Annotated in this window: 15 protein-coding genes; 6 read left to right on the forward strand and 9 right to left on the reverse strand. The window is 64.0% G+C overall.

The genetic code is table 11. The annotated features are described in order from the left end of the window. Window positions 1-101 precede the first annotated feature (101 nt). The 3 genes from LPB04_RS24040 (at window position 102) to LPB04_RS10255 (ending at window position 6,197) form a co-directional block, all read left to right on the forward strand. Window positions 102-3,011 carry a response regulator gene (locus tag LPB04_RS24040; protein ID WP_227496694.1) on the forward strand — a complete coding sequence of 970 codons (2,910 nt, stop codon included), beginning with the start codon at window positions 102-104 and terminating at the stop codon, window positions 3,009-3,011. Between the two features lie 26 nt (window positions 3,012-3,037). Continuing rightward, complete coding sequence (locus LPB04_RS10250) at window positions 3,038-5,263, forward strand: hybrid sensor histidine kinase/response regulator (RefSeq protein ID WP_193688566.1); 2,226 nt, start codon at window positions 3,038-3,040, stop codon at window positions 5,261-5,263. A 133-nt stretch (window positions 5,264-5,396) separates the two neighbouring features. Continuing rightward, the gene (locus LPB04_RS10255; protein ID WP_193688567.1) at window positions 5,397-6,197 is read left to right on the forward strand and encodes a sulfite exporter TauE/SafE family protein; all 801 of its coding nucleotides are present in this window, start codon (window positions 5,397-5,399) and stop codon (window positions 6,195-6,197) included. A gap of 91 nt (window positions 6,198-6,288) precedes the next feature. On the opposite strand, the gene lgt is transcribed toward LPB04_RS10255, so the two are convergent. Together lgt and LPB04_RS10265 are read right to left on the reverse strand one after the other, a co-directional pair. Further along, window positions 6,289-7,098, reverse strand: a complete 810-nt coding sequence (gene lgt, locus LPB04_RS10260; protein ID WP_193688568.1) for a prolipoprotein diacylglyceryl transferase — start codon at window positions 7,096-7,098, stop codon at window positions 6,289-6,291. 2 nt (window positions 7,099-7,100) lie between these two features. After that, on the reverse strand, window positions 7,101-7,991 hold the full coding sequence (locus LPB04_RS10265; protein WP_193688569.1) for a LysR family transcriptional regulator: 891 nt from the start codon (window positions 7,989-7,991) through the stop codon (window positions 7,101-7,103). Window positions 7,992-8,117: 126 nt separating this feature from the next. On the opposite strand from LPB04_RS10265, the gene ilvD reads away from it, so the two are divergent. Beyond that, window positions 8,118-9,803 carry a dihydroxy-acid dehydratase gene (gene ilvD / locus LPB04_RS10270; protein ID WP_193688570.1) on the forward strand — a complete coding sequence of 562 codons (1,686 nt, stop codon included), beginning with the start codon at window positions 8,118-8,120 and terminating at the stop codon, window positions 9,801-9,803. 92 nt (window positions 9,804-9,895) lie between these two features. Here ilvD and LPB04_RS10275 read toward each other — a convergent pair whose 3' ends face one another. After that, window positions 9,896-11,032 carry an IS481 family transposase gene (locus LPB04_RS10275; RefSeq protein ID WP_193688172.1) on the reverse strand — a complete coding sequence of 379 codons (1,137 nt, stop codon included), beginning with the start codon at window positions 11,030-11,032 and terminating at the stop codon, window positions 9,896-9,898. A gap of 251 nt (window positions 11,033-11,283) precedes the next feature. Next, a complete protein-coding gene (locus LPB04_RS10280; protein ID WP_193688571.1) occupies window positions 11,284-11,508 on the reverse strand; it encodes a TIGR04438 family Trp-rich protein in 225 nt (74 codons plus the stop codon). 173 nt (window positions 11,509-11,681) lie between these two features. Here LPB04_RS10280 and LPB04_RS10285 point away from each other — a divergent pair, with 173 nt between their 5' ends. Further along, window positions 11,682-11,990: a c-type cytochrome gene (locus LPB04_RS10285; protein ID WP_193688572.1), complete on the forward strand. Its 309-nt coding sequence runs from the start codon at window positions 11,682-11,684 to the stop codon at window positions 11,988-11,990. 116 nt (window positions 11,991-12,106) lie between these two features. Here the strand turns inward: LPB04_RS10285 and LPB04_RS10290 are convergent, their stop codons facing one another. From LPB04_RS10290 to folD, 5 genes are all read right to left on the reverse strand, one after another. After that, window positions 12,107-13,240, reverse strand: coding sequence for a branched-chain amino acid ABC transporter substrate-binding protein (locus tag LPB04_RS10290; RefSeq protein WP_193688573.1), 1,134 nt, complete (start codon window positions 13,238-13,240; stop codon window positions 12,107-12,109). Window positions 13,241-13,530: 290 nt separating this feature from the next. Then, on the reverse strand, window positions 13,531-13,902 hold the full coding sequence (locus LPB04_RS10295; protein WP_193688574.1) for a hypothetical protein: 372 nt from the start codon (window positions 13,900-13,902) through the stop codon (window positions 13,531-13,533). After that, the gene (locus LPB04_RS10300; protein WP_193688575.1) at window positions 13,899-14,324 is read right to left on the reverse strand and encodes a DNA polymerase III subunit chi; all 426 of its coding nucleotides are present in this window, start codon (window positions 14,322-14,324) and stop codon (window positions 13,899-13,901) included. The genes LPB04_RS10295 and LPB04_RS10300 overlap by 4 nt, the downstream gene beginning before the upstream one ends. 99 nt (window positions 14,325-14,423) lie before the next feature. Further along, the gene (locus LPB04_RS10305; RefSeq protein ID WP_193688576.1) at window positions 14,424-16,514 is read right to left on the reverse strand and encodes a M3 family metallopeptidase; all 2,091 of its coding nucleotides are present in this window, start codon (window positions 16,512-16,514) and stop codon (window positions 14,424-14,426) included. A 30-nt stretch (window positions 16,515-16,544) separates the two neighbouring features. After that, on the reverse strand, window positions 16,545-17,453 hold the full coding sequence (gene folD / locus LPB04_RS10310; protein ID WP_227496695.1) for a bifunctional methylenetetrahydrofolate dehydrogenase/methenyltetrahydrofolate cyclohydrolase FolD: 909 nt from the start codon (window positions 17,451-17,453) through the stop codon (window positions 16,545-16,547). Between the two features lie 326 nt (window positions 17,454-17,779). Between folD and aceE the strand changes: the two genes are divergently transcribed. Further along, window positions 17,780-20,476 (forward strand): pyruvate dehydrogenase (acetyl-transferring), homodimeric type, encoded by a 2,697-nt coding sequence (aceE, locus tag LPB04_RS10315; RefSeq protein WP_193688577.1) that lies wholly within the window; start codon window positions 17,780-17,782, stop codon window positions 20,474-20,476. Window positions 20,477-20,501: the final 25 nt, after the last annotated feature.

The raw sequence follows: 20,501 nt of genomic DNA on the forward strand, positions 1-20,501 counted from the left end.
TGGGGGAGGGCCCGCCGTCCTGCGCAAATAGTTGCACGTGAAGAACGGCAACAATTCACGGGTTGACATAGAATCCACGCTTTCTCTCGTCGGATTCCTCAATGTCCACGGCATCGCCCTCGCTCGCCACACTGGAAGCCAACCTGACTTCCACCCTCGTCGCCAAAATACGGGATTTCGCTATCTTCATGCTGTCCCCGGATGGACGCGTGGCGACGTGGAATGCCGGCGCCCAGCGCGCCAAGGGCTATACGGCCGACGAGATCATCGGCCACGCCTTCGAATGCTTCTATACGGAGGAAGACCGCCTGGCCGGGGTCCCGCGCCAGGCGCTGGCCACCGCGCAGGCGGCCGGCGTCTTCGAAGCCACCGGCTGGCGCGTGCGCAAGGACGGCACCCGGTTCTGGGCGCACGTGGTGATCGATCCGCTCTACGACGACGATGGTTCCCTGATCGGTTTCGGCAAGGTGACGCGCGACGTCACCAAGGCGCGCGACGCACGCGAGCGCGAACAGCGGGCCCAGGATGCGTTGCTGCAGGCGCGTACCGAACAAAGCAAGCACCTGCTGCGCCTGGTCGAGCAGGCGCCGGGCTTCGTTTGCTTCTTCCGCGGCCCGACGCATGTCTACGAATTGCAGAACGAAGCGCACCACCGGCTGGCTGGCCACCGCGACATCATCGGCAAACCCGTGCGCGAGGCCTTGCCGGAGCTCGCGGGCCAGGGCTTCTTCGAGCTGCTCGACGACGTGTACCAGTCGGGCCAGCCGCACGTGGGCCGCGGCGTGCCGCTCACCGTGCACCGCCCGGACGGCGCGGCAGTCGCCAGCTATATCGACTTCGTCTACCAGCCCATCTTCGACGAGAACGGCAGCGTGCTGGGGATTTTCTCCCAGGGCAGCGACGTGACCGAGCAGGTCATCAATGCGCGTTCCCTGGTACAAAAGCAGAGCGAGCTCGAGCAGACCATCCTGGACCGCACCAGCGCCCTCGAGGATGCGCGCCGGGCGCTTGCCCGTGCCGATGCGCTGCAGCTGAGTAATACCTTTTTCCAGAGCCTGTTCGAGCAGGCGCCCGGTTTCATCTGCGTGCTGAAAGGGCCGGCGCATGTCTTCGAACTGGCCAACGGCGCCTACCGCAAGCTCACCGGCGAGCGCGACCTGATCGGGAAAGACGTCCGCGATGCCTTGCCGGAGGTGGAAGGCCAGGGCTTTTTCGAGCTGCTCGACAAGGTGTATCAAACCGCAACGCCCGTGGTTGGCCAGAGCGTGCAGCTCGAACTGCAGGACGTGCCCGGCAAGATCGTCACGCATTTCGTCGACTTTATCTACCAGCCGATCCTGGATGCGCAGGGCCAGTCGACCGGGATCTTCGTGCAGGGCAGCGACGTCACGAAGCAGAAGCAGGCCATGGACGAGGTGCAGAAATACCAGAAGGAACTGGAGAGCCTGGTCGAGGAACGCACCACCGAACTGCAGTCGGCGCAGGCGGCGCTGCAGCACTCGCAAAAACTCGAGGCCATCGGCAAATTGACGGGCGGGGTAGCCCATGACTTCAATAATATTCTCCAGGTCATCGGCGGCAACCTGCAGCTGCTGCGCGACAGCAGCGTGCGCGAACAGCTCCCGCTCAAGCACGTCGATACCGCGCTCGGCGCGGTCGAGCGCGGCGCGAAGCTCGCCGCGCAGCTGCTTGCGTTTGCCCGTCGCCAGCCCCTGCAGCCGGTCGTGATCAGTCCGGCGCGGGTAGTGCAGCAGATGGACGAGCTGCTGCGCAGGGCGCTGGGCGAGACGATTGCCGTGGAAACGATCCGCGGCGGCGGCCTGTGGAACACCTGCGTCGACCCTTACCAGCTCGAGAACGTGATCCTGAACCTGGCGATCAATGCGCGCGACGCCATGCCGTCGGGCGGCAAGCTGACGATCGAACTGGGCAACGCCATGCTCGACGACGACTATGTGGCCAGCCAGCACGATCTCGCGCCGGGCCAGTATGTCCTGATCGCGATTTCCGACAACGGTTCCGGCATGACGCGCGAGGTGCTCGAACGGGCCTGCGAACCCTTCTTCACGACCAAGCCCGAAGGCCACGGCACCGGGCTGGGCCTGTCGATGGCCTATGGCTTTGTCAAGCAGACCGGCGGCCACTTCCAGATCTATACCGAGGTCGGGCACGGCACGACCATCAAGATGTATTTCCCGCGCTCGTATAAAGCGGAGGCCAGCGAGCCGGTCGTCAAGAGCGGCCCGGTCATGGGCGGCAACGAAACCATCCTCGTGGTCGAGGATGACCTGGCGGTCCAGGCAACCGTCGTCGAGATGCTGCGCAGCCTGGGCTACAAGGTGATGAAGGCCGATCATGCCGCCGCCGCGCTGGCGATCCTCAGCAGCGGCGTGCCGATCGACCTGCTGTTCACCGACGTGGTCATGCCGGGCCAGCTGCGCAGTCCGGAGCTGGCGCGCCAGGCACGCCTGATCCACCCGGACATCGCGGTCCTGTTCACCTCGGGCTACACCCAGAACGCCATCGTCCACGACGGCAAGCTCGATGCCGGCGTGCAGCTGCTCTCGAAACCGTATGCGCGCGACCAGCTGGCACGCAAGCTGCGCCAGCTGCTGTCCAGCGAGCAGGCCCAGGCAGGCCGGGCGGCGCAGGAGGCGCCCCTGGAAAGCGTGGGCGCGACCAGGCGTGTCCTGTTCATCGACGACGACCCGGATTTGCTGGCCACGACCTGTGCGCTGCTCGAAATGCTCAACCAGCGCGTCGACGGCACGAGCAATGCGGCCGACGCGCTCGCCATGCTCGGCCGCAACCATTACGACGTGCTCATCACCGATTACGACCTGCCCGGCATGGACGGGATCGAACTGGCCCGCCGTGCGAAATCGTGTCAGCCGGAACTGAAGATTGTGATCGCGAGCGGCTATGGACACCTGGACGAAGCGAAGGCCCTGGGCGCCATCACCTTGCCCAAGCCCTTCTCTCCGTCCGACCTCAAGCGTATCCTCGCATGACCCACACCTATGATTGATCGGACACCATGAAGGTCAGGTCGCATATCGCTTTGCTGGTGTCGGCCATCCTCGTGCCGACCGTCCTGTTTTCGCTCGTCGTGCTCAACGTGCTGCTCACCGCCGAGCGCAAGGCGGCGCTGCGCAGCATGCAGGAACTGGCGCGCGCCTCGGTCAACATCATGGACCGCGAAATGACTTTCGCGATGGCGACGGCGCAGGCCCTGAGTACTTCGCGTAACCTGAACGAGGGCAATTTCGAAGCTTTCTACGAGCAGGCCCGCGCCTCCAACCGCGGCCGCGACATCAACGCGGCGCTGCTCGACGAACACGGGCAGCAAATATTCAACACGGTCCGTCCCTACGGCACCCGCATTGGCGCGCCCGACGCCGCCGCCGTCGCCCGTGTGAAGCAAGTCGTGGAGAGCGGCAAGCCCGTCTACAGCGGCCTCATCAAGGGACGCGCGACCGGAAAGTTCGTGGTCAGTGTCGAGTATCCCGTCACGATCGCGGACGGGCGCCGTTTCGTCGTGGACGAATGGATGTTTTCCGAGCACCTGGACCGCTTGCTGCTTGCCAAGGACATTCCGCGCTCCTGGCTGATCTCCGTGTTCGACAGGCAAGGCATCACGATCGCCCGCAATATCAACCCGGAAAAGTTCGTCGGCCAGCCGCCGCGCAACGAACGGCTCAAAACGATCCTGTCCGGCTTCGAAGGGATTTCGCGCGCCTATACGCGCGACGGCGTGGAAATGTACGGCGCCTGGGAACGTTCGGCCATGACCGGCTGGTCGGTCGGCGTCGGCGTGCCGGTCGACGAGATCGAGCAGACCGCGGTGCATACCGTGGCGCTGACCGCGGCCGGGTTCCTGACCGCGCTCCTGTGCGCCATCGGCGGCGCGGTGCTGTTCGGGCGGCGCCTGATCGGCGCCATCGACCAGGCGTCGGCGGCCGCCGAAATGCTGCCCGCCTACCAGGTGCCCCCTGTCGCCGATCTTCGCGTCGAGGAAATGAACCGGCTGCAGATGGCGCTCCACCGCGCCGGCCACCTGCTTGTCGCCGGCGAAACGACCAGGCAGCAGAGCCTGGAAGAGGCGAAGCATGCCCGCGTGCAGGCCGAGCAGGCGCAAAAGGTGGCGGAAGACCAGAACCGGGCGAAGGACGAGTTCCTGGCCATGCTCGGTCACGAATTGCGCAACCCGTTGGCGGCGATCGCTTCCGGCGTCGCGATGCTGAACCTGCCGAACCTCGATGCCGGCCGCAGCGCCAACGTCAAGGCGATCATCGGGCGCCAGACCCGGCACCTGACCCACCTCGTCGACGAGCTCCTCGACGCCCACCGCATCCTCAACGGCAAGATCACGCTGGCGCGCACGCCGCTCGACCTGAAAGCGGCGGTCGAGGCCTGCCTGGCCTCGTTCGAGGCGCGCGGCGCAGCCAGCTCGCACCGCTTGAGCGCGCAGCTGGCGCCGGCGATGATCGAGTCCGACCCGACCCGGCTGGAACAGATGATCGCCAACCTGGTCGACAATGCGCTGAAGTACACCCCGGAAGGCGGGCAGGTCGAGGTCAGGCTGCGCACCGAAGACGGCAACGCGGTACTGGAGGTGGCCGACAGCGGCATCGGCCTGTCGCCGGAGCTGCTCGCCAAGGCCTTCGATGTCTTCGTCCAGGGCCAGGTCGTCAACCGCTCCAAGGGCGGGCTGGGCATCGGCCTGGCCGTCGTCAGCGCGCTGGCCCGCCAGCAGGGCGCCACGCTGGAGGCGCACAGCCCTGGACTGAACCAGGGCAGCGTCTTCACCCTGCGCTTTCCCCTGGCCGCTGCGCTGCCGGCCGTGGAAGCACCGCCGGCGGCAGGCGCGAGGACCGGCAGCGCGCGGGTCCTCGTCATCGAAGACAACCGCGATGTGCGCGAGGCGATGTTCCTGATGCTGTCCCAGCACGGGTTCACCGTCCAGGTGGCGGAGAACGGCCAGGCAGGTATCGCGGCCGCATCAACGCATCTGCCCCAGGTTGCCCTCGTCGACATCGACCTTCCCGACATCTCGGGATTCGAGGTGGCCCGCACCCTGAGAAGCCTGCCCGCGACGGCTGGCATCCAGCTGTTCGCGGTCACCGGTTACGGCCAGGCGGCGGACCGCGACAAGGCCCTCGCGGCCGGGTTCGACGGCCACTTCACCAAACCGGTCCCGGTCGAAGCGCTGGTTGCGGCGATCAATCGCTCGAGCGCAGCGGCCGCGCCGACATTCGGCTAGTATGCCTGTCTCATCCGTTCGATAAGCAAGGCTGGCCGATGGCACCCACGTTCACGTTTTACACTGCCGCAGGCGCCTCCTGCGCGGCGCACGATCATCCGCGAGCGTCCGCTCGCCCGCGCGCGGAGGGCACATGGACCCGATGATGATCCTGGCCCTGCTGGCCATGGGCTGCTTCGGCGGTTTCGCGGCCGGCCTGCTCGGCATCGGCGGCGGCATGATCCTGGTGCCCTTCATCAGCGCCGTGCTTGCGGCGCGCGGCGTTCCCGAGTCGCTCGTCGTCCACATGGCAATTGCCACCTCGCTCGCCACCATCGTCTTCACCTCCCTGTCCTCGGTGCGCGCGCACCACAAGCACGGCGCGGTGGTCTGGCGCATCGTCGCCTTGCTGGCGCCGGGGATCCTGGTCGGCTCGACCATCGGGCCCTGGATCGGCAAGCAGATGAATACGGCGACGCTGTCCTGGTTCTTTGGCGCCTTCGTCGCGTTTTCGGCCACGCAAATGCTGGTCAACAGGAAGCCGGCCGCAGCGCGCGATTTACCCGGCACAACCGGCATGTTCGCCGCGGGCGGCGTGATCGGGATCCTGGCGGGCCTGGTGGGAGCGGGGGGCGGCTTTGTCTCGGTGCCCTTCATGACCTGGTGTAACGTCCGCATTCACAATGCGGTGGCCACCAGCGCCGCGCTCGGGTTTCCGATCGCGTTCGCGGGCACGCTGGCGAATGTATTTTATGGCTGGGGCGAGCCGGGGCTGCCCCAATATTCGCTCGGCTTCATCTATGTGCCGGCTTTGCTGATCATCGTCGCGGCGAGCGTGACGATGGCGCCGCTGGGAGCGAGAACGGCGCACCGGATGCCGGTGCGCCAGCTGCAGAAGGTGTTTGCGGTGATCCTGTATGCGCTTGCCGCGTACATGTTCTGGAAGGCTTTGTAGGGTGGGCGGCTAGACTCCGAAGCGTGAAGGGCGCGCAGCGTGAACGCCGCCCACGCGTTCAACGCACGCGCGTATGGTGCCCACCCTGCATTTACACCCGCACCGCCTGCTTGCCTTCGCGCGAATAGGCCCAGGCCAGCATGATCAGCGCCGCGACGATCATCGGCAGCGACAGCACCTGGCCCGAGGTGATCGGCAGGCCGGCAACCGTCGTTTCCCAGTCCGGCACGCGGAACCATTCGGTGAAGAAGCGCGCGCAGCCGTACAGCAGGGTGAACATCGCGCCCACCGCCAGCCGTGGACGCGCCTTGCGTGCGAACGGCCACAGGATCAGGAACACGAGGATGCCGTCGACCAGCAACTGGTAAATCGGCGACGGGTGGCGCGGACCTTCGACGCCTGGCCAGATCATCGCCCACGGCAGGCTCGGGTCGGCCAGGCGGCCCGGCAGTTCGTGGTTGATGAAATTGCCCAGGCGGCCGGCGGCGTAGCCGAGCGGGACCATCGGGGCGATGAAGTCATACACGTCGAGCAGGTTGCGCTTTGCTTTCCGCGCCCACAGGGCCATCGCGATCAGCACGCCGATAAAACCGCCGTGGAAGGACATGCCGCCTTTCCAGACCTGGAAAATCTCGAGCGGGTGGGCCAGGAAATGGGCCGGTTGGTAGAACAGCACCTCGCCCAGGCGCCCGCCGATCACGACCCCGAGCATGCCGTAGAACAGCATGTCGTCCAGGTCCTCGGCCTTCCAGCCCTGCGCGGCAATGTGGGGCTGCCTGATGCGCACGCGACCGAGCAGCAGGAACAGGCCGAACGCGACCACATACATCAGGCCATACCAGTGGATGTCCACCGGGCCGATCGAAAAGGCGATCGGGTCCGGATTCGGGTGTACCAGCATAATTAAGTTTTCCTCGCTAATTCTAAAAATCCCCTCAGCACCGGCGATGTATTGTCGCGGCGCCAGGCCAGGCCGAGTTCGACCTGCGGCGTGGCGCCGGCCAGGGCACGGTATTCTACGCCGGGGCGCATCAGGTTCGACACGGATTGTGGCACAAGTGCCAAGCCCATGCCCGCCGAGACGAGGCTGACGATGGTCTGCATCTGGATCGCTTCCTGCTTGACCTCGGGAGAGAGGCCCGCTTCGCGGAAGCAGCTGAGGATGGCATCGTGCAGGGCAGGGGCGCTCTTGCGCGGGAAAATGATCAAAGGCAGGTGGCGCAGCGTTTTCAGGTCGACGTTTTTTTTGCTTGCGGGGAGGGTGCCCGCAGGTGCGCACACCACCAGCGGCTCTTCCAGCACCTTCATGTAGTCGAGCTGGGCTTGCGCCTTGTCCGACAGCGGCGGAATGACGAGGCCGGCGTCTATGCGCTCGTGCAATAAATCGTCGATCTGCAGGTCGGTGGTCGCCTCCTGCAGCACCAGCTGGACGTTCGGATAGGCCGTGCTGTAGTCGCGCAGCAAGCCCGGCAGGACGCTGTAGTCGGCCGGGGTGACGAAGGAGAGCGCCAGGCGCCCCGACTCGCCGGCGGCGGCGCGGCGCACGAGTTCCGGCAATCCGGCCGCGCCTTCCAGCAAGCGGCGCGCTTCGGGCAGCAGGGCGCTGCCGGCGCTCGTCAGGGCGACCTGCCTGCGGTTGCGCAGGAACAGCGGTGCGCCCAGGCTTTCCTCGAGCGCAGCGATCGCCTGCGACAAGGGCGGCTGGGTCATGTGCAGGCGGGCGGCGGCGCGGCCGAAGTGGAGTTCTTCGGCGACCGTCAGGAAATAGCGCAGCTGGCGCAGTTCAAGGTTCATCGATATGCATTTCCATGGGGTGCGGGTCGCCTGATATGTTCGGCGTATCACAGGCACGCGAAGCTTACAATTGACGGCCCCCGGCGCGCAAGGCATTCTGACAAGACTGCTTTCGAGGAGTCCATCATGCTTGAGAAGCCGCGCTACAACCGCCGATCCCGTAACGTCACCGAAGGCGTCGCCCGCAGTCCGAACCGCTCGATGTATTACGCGATGGGGTATCAGGCGGAAGACTTCGACAAGCCGATGATCGGCATCGCGAACGGCCATTCCACGATTACGCCTTGTAACTCCGGCCTGCAGAAGCTGGCCGACATCGCGATTGCGACCGTCAGGGAGAACGGCGCCAATCCGCAGGTGTTCGGCACGCCGACCATTTCCGACGGCATGTCGATGGGAACGGAGGGCATGAAGTTCTCGCTGATCTCGCGCGAGGTTATTGCGGACTGCATCGAAACCTGCGTCAACGGGCAATGGATGGACGGCGTCGTCGTCATCGGCGGCTGCGACAAGAACATGCCGGGCGGGATGATCGCACTGGCCCGTGCCAACGTTCCCGGCATCTATGTCTACGGCGGCACGATCAAGCCGGGCCACTGGAAGGGGAAGGATCTGACCATCGTATCGAGCTTCGAGGCGGTCGGCGAATTCACGGCCGGGCGCATGAGCCAGGAAGATTTCGAGGGGATCGAGAAAAACGCCTGCCCCTCGTCCGGGTCCTGCGGCGGCATGTACACGGCCAATACGATGTCCTCGTCCTTCGAGGCGCTCGGGATGTCGCTGCTGTATTCGTCGACCATGGCGAATCCGGACGACGAAAAGGTGGATTCCTGCGCCGAATCCGCGCGCGTGCTGGTCGACGCGGTGAAGCGCGACTTGAAGCCGCGCGACATCATCACCCGCAAGTCGATCGAGAACGCGGTGTCGCTGATCATGGCAACGGGCGGCTCGACCAATGCCGTGCTGCACTACCTGGCGATCGCTCACGCGGCCGAGGTCGAATGGACGCTCGACGATTTCGAGACCGTGCGCCGTAAAGTGCCGGTGATCTGCAATCTCAAGCCCTCGGGCCAGTACGTCGCGACCGACCTGCACAAGGCCGGCGGCGTGCCGCAGGTGATGAAGCTGCTGCTGGACGCGGGCCTGCTGCATGGCGACTGCATCACGATTACCGGGCGCACGCTGGCCGAGGAACTGGCGGACGTGCCATCCACGCCGGCCGCCGGGCAGGACGTGATTCGTCCGATCGACCAGGCGCTGTACGCCCAGGGGCACCTGGCGGTCCTGAAGGGAAACCTGTCGCCGGAAGGCTGCGTGGCCAAGATCACCGGCTTGAAAAACCCAGCCATCACCGGCCCGGCGCGCGTGTTCGACGACGAGTATTCGGCCATGGACGCCATCATGGCCAAGCGCATCCAGCCCGGCGACGTGCTGGTCCTGCGTTATCTCGGGCCGAAGGGCGGCCCCGGCATGCCGGAAATGCTGGCGCCGACGGGCGCGCTGATCGGCCAGGGACTGGGCGAATCGGTGGGTTTGATCACGGACGGGCGCTTCTCGGGCGGCACCTGGGGCATGGTGGTGGGACACGTGGCGCCCGAAGCCTACGAGGGCGGAACGATCGCGCTGGTAGAGGAGGGCGACTCGGTGACGATCGACGCGAACCAGTTGCTGATCCAGCTGAATGTGCCGGACGAGGAAATCGCCCGCCGCCGCGCCGCGTGGACGCGGCCGGCGCCGCGCTATACGCGTGGGGTGCTGGCGAAGTTCGCGGCGCTGGCGTCGAGTGCAAGCAAGGGCGCGGTGACGGGATAATAAGGTCGCGTACCGTAGGGTGGGCACTTTGTTTAGCACAGGGACATAGGTAACACCTGGCTAGGGACATGGGTAACACATGTGGTGTCATTCTAGCCGGGGTTTCGTAGGTCGATCATTCGTAGTTCCCGCTCGCAGAAAAACACCCTGTAGACGCCTTCCTCAGCCGTTGGACGCACGGCGACGAGTTCATCGAGCAGCCCCTCGCCGACAAAATAGTCGCGTCCGCGGAAGTGCAGCTGGCCATGCCGGCGCACTTTGCGCACGTCGTCTCCCTCGTCGTATTCGATAGGTGGCAGGCTCGATGGAAACGGTCTGGCGCTGGGTGTGTAGCGCGTCACTGGTGGGCGCTGTCCAAGCGCTTCGTGAGGACGGATGAGGTTGTACTGGTCACGCCAGCCGTTGAAGGCGCTCTGACATGAGTCGATGGTGTTGAAGCCTGAACGGTCGAGCAATTCGCGTTTAAGCGTGCGGTGAAAGCGCTCGTCCTTGCCCTGCGTCTGAGGATGGTAAGGACGGCTATGGCTGACGCGGATGCCCAGGCGCGTCAGCCAGATTTCCAGCTTGGAGAGTGTGCCATGCCCCGACGTTCCCCAGGGCGGACCGTTGTCGCATGTGATCCGTTGCGGCAAGCCGTAGATCAGAAACGCCTGGGTCAAGGCTGTTCGCACCTGCATGCCATCTTCGCCCGAGCAAGCAGCCAGACAGATTGCAAAGCGGGAGTGGTCGTCCAGGACGGTCAGCGGATGACAGCGCCCAGCGCGCTTGTCGGTCAACGCAATATGGCCTTTGAAATCCATCTGCCACAGTAAATTGGGCGCTTCGTGTTCGAAACGGGTGTGCGTTCGCTCGGTAACGTCGGCGTGGGGCACTAAACGACGGCCATTACGCCGCAAGATTGCGGCGATGGTGTTGTGATGCGGCTTGGCCATCCCGTCCGGTAGCAAGGCGGCCAGCTTGCGCCCACCCCAGCACGGATACTGGTCATGCAGCGCCAACACCTGAGCCTCGAGCTGAGCATCGCTCCGATTCGGCGACGTCAGGGGCTGGCGTGACCGGTCACTCAAGCCGGCCGGCCCTTCCTGGCGGTAGCGGTCCATCCACAAGTATGCGCTCTTGGGACTGACGCTGAATGCACGGCACAGCGCCCGTATGTTGGCTCCCGGCGCCGACGCCAACATCACGAATTCAAGGCGAGAAGACATTTTGGAACTCTCCTTCCAAGGCATCGCACGCTCCCAAAGTCAGCAGTGCAATGATCATAAAAGGTGTTACCTATGTCCCTAGCCAGGTGTTTAGGATGTCCCTGTGCTAAACACACTTGTGCCCACGCGGTCCGGCGCTCGATCCATCGAAACGAATGGTTTGAAAACGGCCGTTTGATCACCCGACGTTTATATCGGATTATTTTCGATACGCATGCCTGGTACCGCGTGGGCTCGAGAGCCCACCCTACGTTACGCGACCGTTCCGGGCGAGCTCATTTGCGCTTGTCGAACGAATTCTTCACGCGCGCCTTGCGCCGCTTGTCGTCCTCGTCATGCGCCTTCTTCTTGTCCCACCCAAGCAGCTTTTCCACGTACTCGAACCAGATAAACGCGAACACCATCAGCCCGACGATCCACCACCAGGACAGCTCGGCAAACTTCCAGACTTCAAAAAAGCGCAGCACCAGCAGCGCGGCAATCAACAGGATCAGGGGCATGACATTCTCCAGAATCCGGCCATCTTACAAACAAATTAGTGCTCTGTGGCAAAATATGACCGGAGCGTGGAAACCGTGCAACCTCAAAACGTAAGCGAGGTTACAGAGTGTGACGGCGGGCATTCATTGAATGGAAACACGGTAGAATGCAGGCATTACAAATGGAGAGTTACATGAAACGGTCCCTGATCTTGTGCGGTGTGTTGTCGGTGCTGGCATCGTCGAGCGCGTTTGCGCAAGCCGACCTGGCCAAAGCGAAGAATTGCATGGCTTGCCATGCAATCGGTACCAAGCTGGTCGGTCCTGCCTACAAGGACGTGGCGGCGAAATACGCCGGTCAAAAAGGCGCGGAAGACAAACTGGTCGCCAAAGTCATGAAAGGCGGCTCCGGTTCCTGGGGCCCGGTCCCGATGCCGGCCAACCCGCAGGTGAGCGAAGCGGAAGCGCGCAGCCTGGTGAAGTGGGTGCTGTCGACCAAGTAATCGCCCAGGCAAGCGATCCAGCAAGCGACAACGCGGCCTGCTTCGCGGCAGGCAAAAATAAAGCGCGCCGGCGTCAGCCAGGCGCGCTTTTTGTTTGTGCGAGGTGATGGACCGGATCAGCGAATCACATCCATCTTGCTGCGCTTGCCGCCTTTAAACGTGTACAGGGTCAGGGCGCCATTGTTGATGTCGCCGGAGGCATCGAAGGCGATGTCGCCGGTCACGCCCTTGTACTTGATCTTCTTGAGTTCCGGCAGGTACTTGGCGGGCTCGGCCGAATTGGCCTTCTGCATCGCCGCCGCCATCACCATCACCGCGTCGTAGACGTAGGGCGCGTACAGCTGCACCTCGATGCCGGTTTTCTGTTTGAAGCGGGCGCGGAAGTCGCTCATGACTTTTTCCTGCTCGGCGCCGGTGACGCCGCCGGCTTCGGCGCAGATCACTTTACCTTCGCCGACGGCATCGCCCGCCAGGCGTCCGAGTGCCTCGGTGCAGATGCCGTCGCCGCCCATGAAGCGCGCGTCGATGCCGAGCGCCTTCATTTGTTTCAGCATCGGGCCGCCGACCGAATCCATGCCGCCGAAGAAGACCAGGTCCGGCTTCTTCGCGCGGATCGAGGTCAGGATCGCCGTGTAGTCGGTGGCCGTGGCGCTGGTGAATTCCTTGCCGACGATTTTCACGCCCGGCCCCTTGGCGCCCTTCACGAATTCGGTGGCGACGCCCTGGCCGTAGGTGGTGCGGTCGTCGATGACGGCGATGTTCTTCGCTTTCAGGGTATCGACCGCATACTTGCCCAGCGTGCCGCCGAGCTTGGCATCATTCGCCACGACGCGGAAGGCGCCCGGGAAGCGCTGTTTGGTGTACTGGGTGGCGGTGGTGGCCGGCGAAATCTGCGGGATGCCGGCGTCGTTGTAGATTTTTGACGCGGGCACGCTGGTGCCAGAGTTCAGGTGGCCGATGACGCCCTTGACCTTGGCGTCGACCAGCTTCTGCGCAACGGCCGTGCCTTGCTTCGGATCCGAGCCGTCGTCCTCGGCCACCAGCTGCAGCGTGACCTTCTGGCCGTTGATGGTGAAGCCCTTTGCGTTGAGCTCGTCGATCGCCATGCGCGCGGCGTTCTCGTTGTCCTTGCCGAGGTGCGAATTCGGGCCCGAGACCGGGCCGACGTGGCCGATCTTGACGACCTGCTGGGCGCTGGCGCTCCCGGCAATCAGCATCGCGATGGCAAGGGGAATGAGCTTGGTGGTCATACGTTCTCCAAAATGGTGGGATGACGGGCGCCCGGTTCACTGCCGGCGTACGCCAGTTGAAGCAGAGCAAAGGTACAACAAATCAGAAGGGAGGGAAAGCGGTATTGCGCGGGGTGGGCATGCGTAGTGCGCAGGAGGGAGACGACGCACGCTTTGAGGGGGGATGAAGGCAGCGGCGCACCGATTCAAGGCGTTGTAGGGTGGGCACTCTGTGCCCACGCGGTACAACACGTGCGAGCAAAAGGACAGGTACGTAACGCGTGGGCTCGGAGAGCCCACCCTACGGTGCGCTAGGCTTTTTGGCCGAACTGAAGGCCGGCGACCTGCTGCGCCACCACCTGTTCGACTGCCTGGCGCAGGCCGATGTGGATCTGGTCGCCGGCGGAGGCGAGGGCATTGCGTACGACGGCATCGATTTGTGGCTGCAGCTGCGCCACGACCCGTTCGACGATGCGGCTTTCGAGTTCGTCCCAGTCCGGTTCCGGCTGCGTCTGGAGGGCGGCAGGCGCCTCCGCTTCCGCCAGTTCCTCGGCGACCGCAATCGCCGCCTCCGCCTCGGCCTGGCCGGCGTCCGTGGCCGGTGTCGGCTCCGGACCCATCGGCTCCAGCACCACTTCAGTCAACACGGGAATGCTGCTATCGAAGGCGGGGTTCTGGCTCATGATTGTCCTGCGACGAAGTGGGTCAGCGGATAGGACTGCTTTTTATAGGCGACATAGCGCTGGCGCCCGGCGGCGGCATCAAGCTCGTCGTTCGAGATGATCTCGAAGACACGCGCGAATTCGGCGACATTGCTCGGCGTGCGGCGCGTGAGGTTGACCAGCATCTCATGATGCGGCAGCGCCGCTTCTTCGCTGTCGGTGATGATGATCGGCGTTTCGGACGCCAGCGGATCGCCCGCCATCACGTGCGGCAGGAAATCGATATTCGACAGCGTCCACAGCGCCTCGTTCAGGGCCGCGGCCTGGGCGGCGTCCTCGGCCAGCAGGACGATTTTTGCTTTCGCCGAATACGCCTTGCGTGCCAGGCGGCAGGCGTAGGCGAGTTTGTCGGGAATATTGGTGTGGAAGTCGATCCGTGTCATGGACCAGATTGTAAACCGGTCCGCCGGGCGGTGGTTGGTTTGCATCGCTGGGCCGCAGCGAACTTTTCGCCGCGGCCCAGGTCACTCGACTTTAGGCGTTCATGCCGCGCTGTTCATTCCATTATGGCGCAGCAGCGCGTCGATCGACGGCTCGCGGCCGCGGAACGCCTTGAACGATTCCAGCGCCGGGCGCGACCCGCCGACGGCCAGGATCTCGCGCTGGAAGCGCCGTCCGGTCTCGGCCGACAGCTCTCCGCCGCCGGCCTCGATCGCTTCCTCGAAGGCCGCATAGGCGTCCGCCGACAGCACCTCGGCCCATTTATAACTGTAGTAGCCGGCCGCATAGCCGCCCGCGAAGATGTGGCCGAACGAGTGCTGGAAGCGGTTGAAGGAGGGCGGAATCATCACCGAGAACTTGCTGCGCACATCGTCGATCAGCTGCTGCACCGATTGCTGGCTGTTCGGGTCGAAGTCGTAGTGCAGGTGCATGTCGATCAGCGAGAACTCGACCTGGCGCAGGGTCTGCATGCCCGACTGGAAGTTCTTAGCCGCCAGCATCTTGTCGTACAGCGCGCGCGGCAGCGGCTCGCCCGTCTTGAAGTGGGCGGTCATGCCTTGCAGCACGTCCCACTCCCAGCAGAAGTTCTCCATGAACTGCGACGGCAGCTCGACCGCATCCCATTCGACGCCCGAGATACCCGATACCGACAGCTCCTCGACTTCGGTCAGCATGTGGTGCAGGCCGTGGCCGAATTCGTGGAACAGGGTCGTCACTTCGTCGTGCGTGAACAGCGAGGGCTGCAGCTCGCCGTCGACAGTTGCCGGCGGCGTGAAGTTGCAGGTCAGGTAGGCCACCGGCGTCTGCACGATGCCGCCCGTCGTCATGCGGCGTCCGCGCGCGTCGTCCATCCACGCACCCTGGCCCTTGCCGGCGCGCGCGTACAGGTCGAAATAGAACTGGCCGATCAGCTGGCCGTCGCGTTCGATGCGGTAGAAACGCACGTCCGGATGCCAGACGGGCGCCGTGTCCGGCTTGATCGCGACCGAGAACAGGGTCTGCACGACCTTGAACAGGCCTTCGATGACCTTCGGCTCAGGAAAGTACTCCTTGACTTCCTGCGCCGAGAAGGCATAGCGCTTTTCGCGCAGCTTTTCCGACGCGTAGGACAGGTCCCAGGCCTGCATATCCTCGATTCCCAGCTCGTCCTTGGCAAAGGCGCGCAGCTCGGCCAGGTCTTTTTCGGCGAACGGACGCGCGCGGCGCGCCAGGTCCTCCAGGAAGGAAATCACATGTTCCGGGCTCTCGGCCATCTTCGGCACCAGCGACACTTCGGCAAAGTTGCGGTAGTCGAGCAGCTTCGCTTCCTCGTCGCGCAGTTTGAGCAGCTGGGCGATGTTGGAACTGTTGTCCCATTTCTCCAGTTCGCTGAACACGGCGCCCATGTCCGACGCCTTGGTCGCGCTGGCGCGATAGATCGTTTCGCGCAGCTGGCGATTGTCCGCGAATTGCAGGACCGGGAAGTAGGATGGGAAGTGCAGGGTGAACTGGTAGCCGGTCTTGCCCGCCGCAACAGCCGCGGCTTGCGCGGCGGCCTTGGCGTCCTCGGGAATGCCCGCCAGCTCGGCTTCGTTTTCGACGATGAGCTTGTAGTCGTTGGTTGCGTCGAGCACGTTTTCCGAGAAGCGCGTCGAGATCGCGGCGTGCTGCTCCTGGATGGCGGCGAAGCGTTCCTTTTTGTCGCTTGGGAGTTCGGCGCCGCCCAGACGGAAGTCGCGCAGGGCGTTTTCGACGATGCGTTTACGGGCCGGGCTCAGGTTGACGTAGTCCGGGTTGGCGCGTATCGCCTTGTACTTGGCGAAGAGCAGCTCGTTCTGGCCCAGGGTGGTCCAGAACTCGGTGAGTTTCGGCTGGTTTTCGTTGTAGGTGGCGCGCAGTTCCGGCGTGTCGGCCACATGGTTCAGGTGGTTGACGATGCCCCAGGCGCGGCCCAGGCGTTCGGTCGCTTCCTCCAGGGGCACCACGAAATTGTCCCAGCTTACGTTGTCGCTCGGTGCTTCGAGCCTGGCGACGACCTCGGTGGCCTCCTGGATCAGCTGCTCGATGGCCGGCGTGACGTGTTCCGGGCGGAACGCATCGAAACGCGGCAGGCCCGAGAAGTCAAGAAGGGGATTACTGGTATCAATGCTCATGGTGTTCCTTCCTAAAGTTTATGCGACAGCTTATGCAACACCAGGTTTCGGATCCATTCCCGTGGCCTGGCTGAGCACTTCCTGGCGCTTGCCGAGCACGCGTTCCGCGGACTCGACCGTATTCATCAACAACATGGTGATCGTCATCGGCCCGACGCCGCCCGGCACCGGGGTGATGTGCGAGGCCACTTCGCGTACGCCGGCGAAATCGACGTCGCCGCACAGCTTGCCGGCGTCGTCGCGGTTCATGCCGACGTCGATCACGATCGCGCCCGGTTTCACCATGTCGGCGGTGACGGTGTTGCGGCGGCCGACGGCGGCCACGACGATGTCGGCCTGGCGCGTGTAGACGCCCAGGTCCGGCGTCGCGCTATGGCATATGGTCACGGTGGCGTTGGCTTGCAAGAGCAGCAGTGCCATTGGTTTGCCGACTGTGTTCGAACGGCCGATCACGACCGCGTGCTTGCCGCGCAGATCAGTGCCCGTGGACTCGATCAGCTTCATGCAGCCGTAGGGCGTGCAGGGGCGGAAACCCGGCAGGTTGGCAACCAGTTCGCCGGCCGACAGGACCGAATAACCGTCGACGTCCTTGCTGGTCGAAATCGCTTCGATCACCTTGCTCGGATTGATGTGGCGCGGCAGGGGCATCTGGACCAGGATGCCGTGGATGGCCGGGTCCTCGTTGAGGGCGGCGATGCGGGCGAGCAGGGCGGCCTCCGTCAGGTCGGCCTCGTATTTTTCCAGCACCGAGTGAAAGCCCACGTCGCCGCAGGCCTTGACCTTGTTGCGCACGTAGACCTGGCTGGCCGGGTCTTCGCCGACCAGGATCACGGCAAGGCCGGGCTGCTGGCCGGCGGCCGTGAGTTTGGCTGCACGCTCGGCGATTTCGGCGCGCAGTTGCTGGGAAAGTTGGACTCCGTCGATCAGTTGGGCTGGCATGGTGGGGCTCATCACTGGACAAAGATGAAATTATACGGCGCGCACGGCGAATCCACGGAATCGCGCGCCGCGCTCCGTGGTTCATTGTCATATTTACAGAGTTGGTAGTGATGAGGGATGGCGGGCATGTGCATTGCATACCGGATCCCCGTCGGCCAGCGCATTTGCACAGGCGATTCCATATTATGAAATGATATATCGTAATTTGAAAAAGACCACTTCCACTGGTAGAATCTCGTGGCTTGATTCATATTGATTGTTCATCAAATACGCCGGCGGGCGATCTGGAGATCGACGTGGGCCACCAAAACCAAGGAGACGCACCAATGTCAGCTCAGCTCGATCAGTTGACGGCCCAGGCCGCCAATGACCCGGATTCGCTCGAAACCAAGGAATGGCTCGACGCGCTCGAAGCGGTCATCGAAAACGAAGGTACCGAACGCGCGCACTACCTGATGGAGCGCCTGGTCGACCTGGCGCGCCGCCGCGGCGCCCACGTCCCGTTCTCCAGCAATACCGCCTACGTCAACACCATTCCTGCCCACCTGGAGGCGCACTGCCCGGGTAACCTCGAATACGAAGAGCGCCTGCGCTCGTGGATGCGCTGGAACGCGATGGCGATGGTGGTGAAAGCCAACCGCGCCGACGGCGACCTCGGCGGCCACATCTCGTCCTTCGCCTCGCTGGCGAACATGCTCGGCATCGGCTTCAACCACTTCTGGAAAGCCCCGAGCGACAACCACGGCGGCGACCTGCTCTACATCCAGGGCCACAGCTCGCCCGGCATCTACGCGCGCGCCTACCTCGAAGGCCGCATCACCGAAGAGCAGATGCTGAACTTCCGCCGCGAAGTCGACGGCAAGGGCCTGTCTTCGTACCCGCACCCGAAGCTGATGCCGGACTTCTGGCAGTTCCCGACCGTCTCGATGGGCCTGGGCCCGCTGATGGCGATCTACCAGGCGCGCTTCCTGAAATACCTGCACGCCCGCGGCATTGCCGACACCGAAGCCCGTAAAGTCTGGGTCTTCTGCGGCGACGGCGAGATGGACGAGCCGGAATCGATGGGCGCGATCGGCATGGCCGCACGCGAACGCCTCGACAACCTGGTCATGGTCGTCAACTGCAACCTGCAGCGCCTGGACGGTCCGGTGCGCGGCAACGGCAAGATCATCCAGGAACTGGAAGCGGACTTCCGCGGCGCCGGCTGGAACGTCGTCAAGGTCGTCTGGGGCCCGGGCTGGGACGCCCTGCTGTCGAAGGACAAGGACGGCATCCTGCAGCGCGTGATGATGGAAACCGTCGACGGCGAATACCAGAACTACAAGGCGAAAGACGGCGCCTACGTGCGCAAGCACTTCTTCGGCAAGCACCCCGAGCTGCTGAAGATGGTCGCCAACATGAGCGACGACGACATCTGGCGCCTGACCCGCGGCGGCCACGATCCGCACAAGATCTACGCCGCCTTCAAGAACGCGCAAGAAAACAAGGGCACGCCGACCGTCCTGCTGGTCAAGACCGTCAAGGGCTTCGGCATGGGCAAGTCGGGCGAGGCGCGCAACACCGCGCACCAGACCAAGAAGCTCGATGATGAGGCGATCCGCGAAATGCGCGACCGTTTCGCCATCCCGATCCCGGACGACAAGCTGGCCGAGATCCCGTTCTTCAAGCCGTCCGACGACGCGCCTGAAATGAAATACCTGCACGAGCGCCGCGCGGCCCTCGGCGGCTACCTGCCGCAGCGCCGCCAGAAGGCCGACGAAACCCTGATCGTGCCGCCGCTGGAGTCGTTCAAGTCGGTGCTGGACGCAACCGCGCCGGGCCGCGAAATCTCGACCACGCAGTCCTATGTCCGCGTGATCACGAGCCTGCTGAAGGACCAGAGCCTGGGCCAGCGCATCGTGCCGATCCTGGTCGACGAATCGCGTACCTTCGGCATGGAAGGCCTGTTCCGCCAGATCGGCATCTTCAACCAGCAGGGCCAGTTGTACGAGCCGGTCGATAAAGACCAGGTCATGTACTACCGCGAAGACAAGGCCGGCCAGATCCTGCAAGAGGGTATCAACGAAGCAGGCGGCATGAGCTCGTGGATCGCGGCTGCAACGTCCTACTCGTCGAACAACCGCCAGATGGTGCCGTTCTACACCTTCTACTCGATGTTCGGCATGCAGCGCGTGGGCGACCTGGTCTGGCTGGCGGGCGACATCCGCGCCCGCGGCTTCCTGATGGGCGGCACTGCCGGCCGCACGACGCTCAACGGCGAAGGCCTGCAGCACGAAGACGGCCATAGCCACATCATCGCCGCGACGGTGCCGAACTGCCTGCCGTACGACCCGACCTTCGGGCACGAAGTGGCGGTGATCATTCATGACGGCCTGCGCCGCATGGTGACGGAACAGGAAGACGTGTTCTATTACATCACCATCATGAACGAGAACTACGAGCAGCCGGGCCTCAAACCTGGCACGGAAGAGGGCATCCTGAAAGGCATGTACCTGCTCCAGGAAGGCGACGCCAGCCTGCAGAACCGCGTCCAGCTGATCGGCTGCGGCACCATCCTGCGCGAGTCGATTTTTGCCGCCGAACTGCTGAAGAACGACTGGGGCGTCGCCGCCGACGTCTGGTCCGCCCCGTCGCTGACGCTGCTGGCGCGCGATGGCCAGGACTGCGAGCGCTGGAACATGGTCAACCCGGAAGCCGAACAGCGCGTACCGTACGTGACGCAGCTGATGCAGAACTCGACCGGCCCGATCGTCGCGACGACCGACTACATGCGCCTGTTCGCCGAGCAGATCCGCGCCTACATGCCGAAGGACCGCACCTATAAAGTGCTGGGCACCGACGGCTTCGGACGCTCGGACAGCCGCGTGAAGCTGCGCGAGTTCTTCGAAGTGAACCGTTACTACGTGACCGTTGCCGCCCTGCGCTCGCTGGCCGATGAAGGCAAGATCGAGATGTCGGTCGTGGCCCAGGCGATCGCCAAGTACGGCATCGATGCGAACAAGCCGAATCCTGTGACCCAGTAATGTAAATGAGTGGTAGTTCGCCGTT

The sequence above is a fragment of the Massilia litorea genome (genome assembly GCF_015101885.1).
GTDB lineage: Bacteria > Pseudomonadota > Gammaproteobacteria > Burkholderiales > Burkholderiaceae_D > Telluria > Telluria litorea.

What these genes read in the sequence shown, in the direction of transcription:
- LPB04_RS24040 (WP_227496694.1), top strand. Translation starts at nt 102, where the DNA reads ATGTCCACGGCATCGCCCTCGCTCGCCACACTGGAAGCCAACCTGACT.
- LPB04_RS10250 (WP_193688566.1), top strand. Translation starts at nt 3,038, where the DNA reads ATGAAGGTCAGGTCGCATATCGCTTTGCTGGTGTCGGCCATCCTCGTG.
- LPB04_RS10255 (WP_193688567.1), top strand. Translation starts at nt 5,397, where the DNA reads ATGGACCCGATGATGATCCTGGCCCTGCTGGCCATGGGCTGCTTCGGC.
- lgt (WP_193688568.1), bottom strand. Translation starts at nt 7,098, where the DNA reads ATGCTGGTACACCCGAATCCGGACCCGATCGCCTTTTCGATCGGCCCG.
- LPB04_RS10265 (WP_193688569.1), bottom strand. Translation starts at nt 7,991, where the DNA reads ATGAACCTTGAACTGCGCCAGCTGCGCTATTTCCTGACGGTCGCCGAA.
- ilvD (WP_193688570.1), top strand. Translation starts at nt 8,118, where the DNA reads ATGCTTGAGAAGCCGCGCTACAACCGCCGATCCCGTAACGTCACCGAA.
- LPB04_RS10275 (WP_193688172.1), bottom strand. Translation starts at nt 11,032, where the DNA reads ATGCCTTGGAAGGAGAGTTCCAAAATGTCTTCTCGCCTTGAATTCGTG.
- LPB04_RS10280 (WP_193688571.1), bottom strand. Translation starts at nt 11,508, where the DNA reads ATGCCCCTGATCCTGTTGATTGCCGCGCTGCTGGTGCTGCGCTTTTTT.
- LPB04_RS10285 (WP_193688572.1), top strand. Translation starts at nt 11,682, where the DNA reads ATGAAACGGTCCCTGATCTTGTGCGGTGTGTTGTCGGTGCTGGCATCG.
- LPB04_RS10290 (WP_193688573.1), bottom strand. Translation starts at nt 13,240, where the DNA reads ATGACCACCAAGCTCATTCCCCTTGCCATCGCGATGCTGATTGCCGGG.
- LPB04_RS10295 (WP_193688574.1), bottom strand. Translation starts at nt 13,902, where the DNA reads ATGAGCCAGAACCCCGCCTTCGATAGCAGCATTCCCGTGTTGACTGAA.
- LPB04_RS10300 (WP_193688575.1), bottom strand. Translation starts at nt 14,324, where the DNA reads ATGACACGGATCGACTTCCACACCAATATTCCCGACAAACTCGCCTAC.
- LPB04_RS10305 (WP_193688576.1), bottom strand. Translation starts at nt 16,514, where the DNA reads ATGAGCATTGATACCAGTAATCCCCTTCTTGACTTCTCGGGCCTGCCG.
- folD (WP_227496695.1), bottom strand. Translation starts at nt 17,453, where the DNA reads ATGCCAGCCCAACTGATCGACGGAGTCCAACTTTCCCAGCAACTGCGC.
- aceE (WP_193688577.1), top strand. Translation starts at nt 17,780, where the DNA reads ATGTCAGCTCAGCTCGATCAGTTGACGGCCCAGGCCGCCAATGACCCG.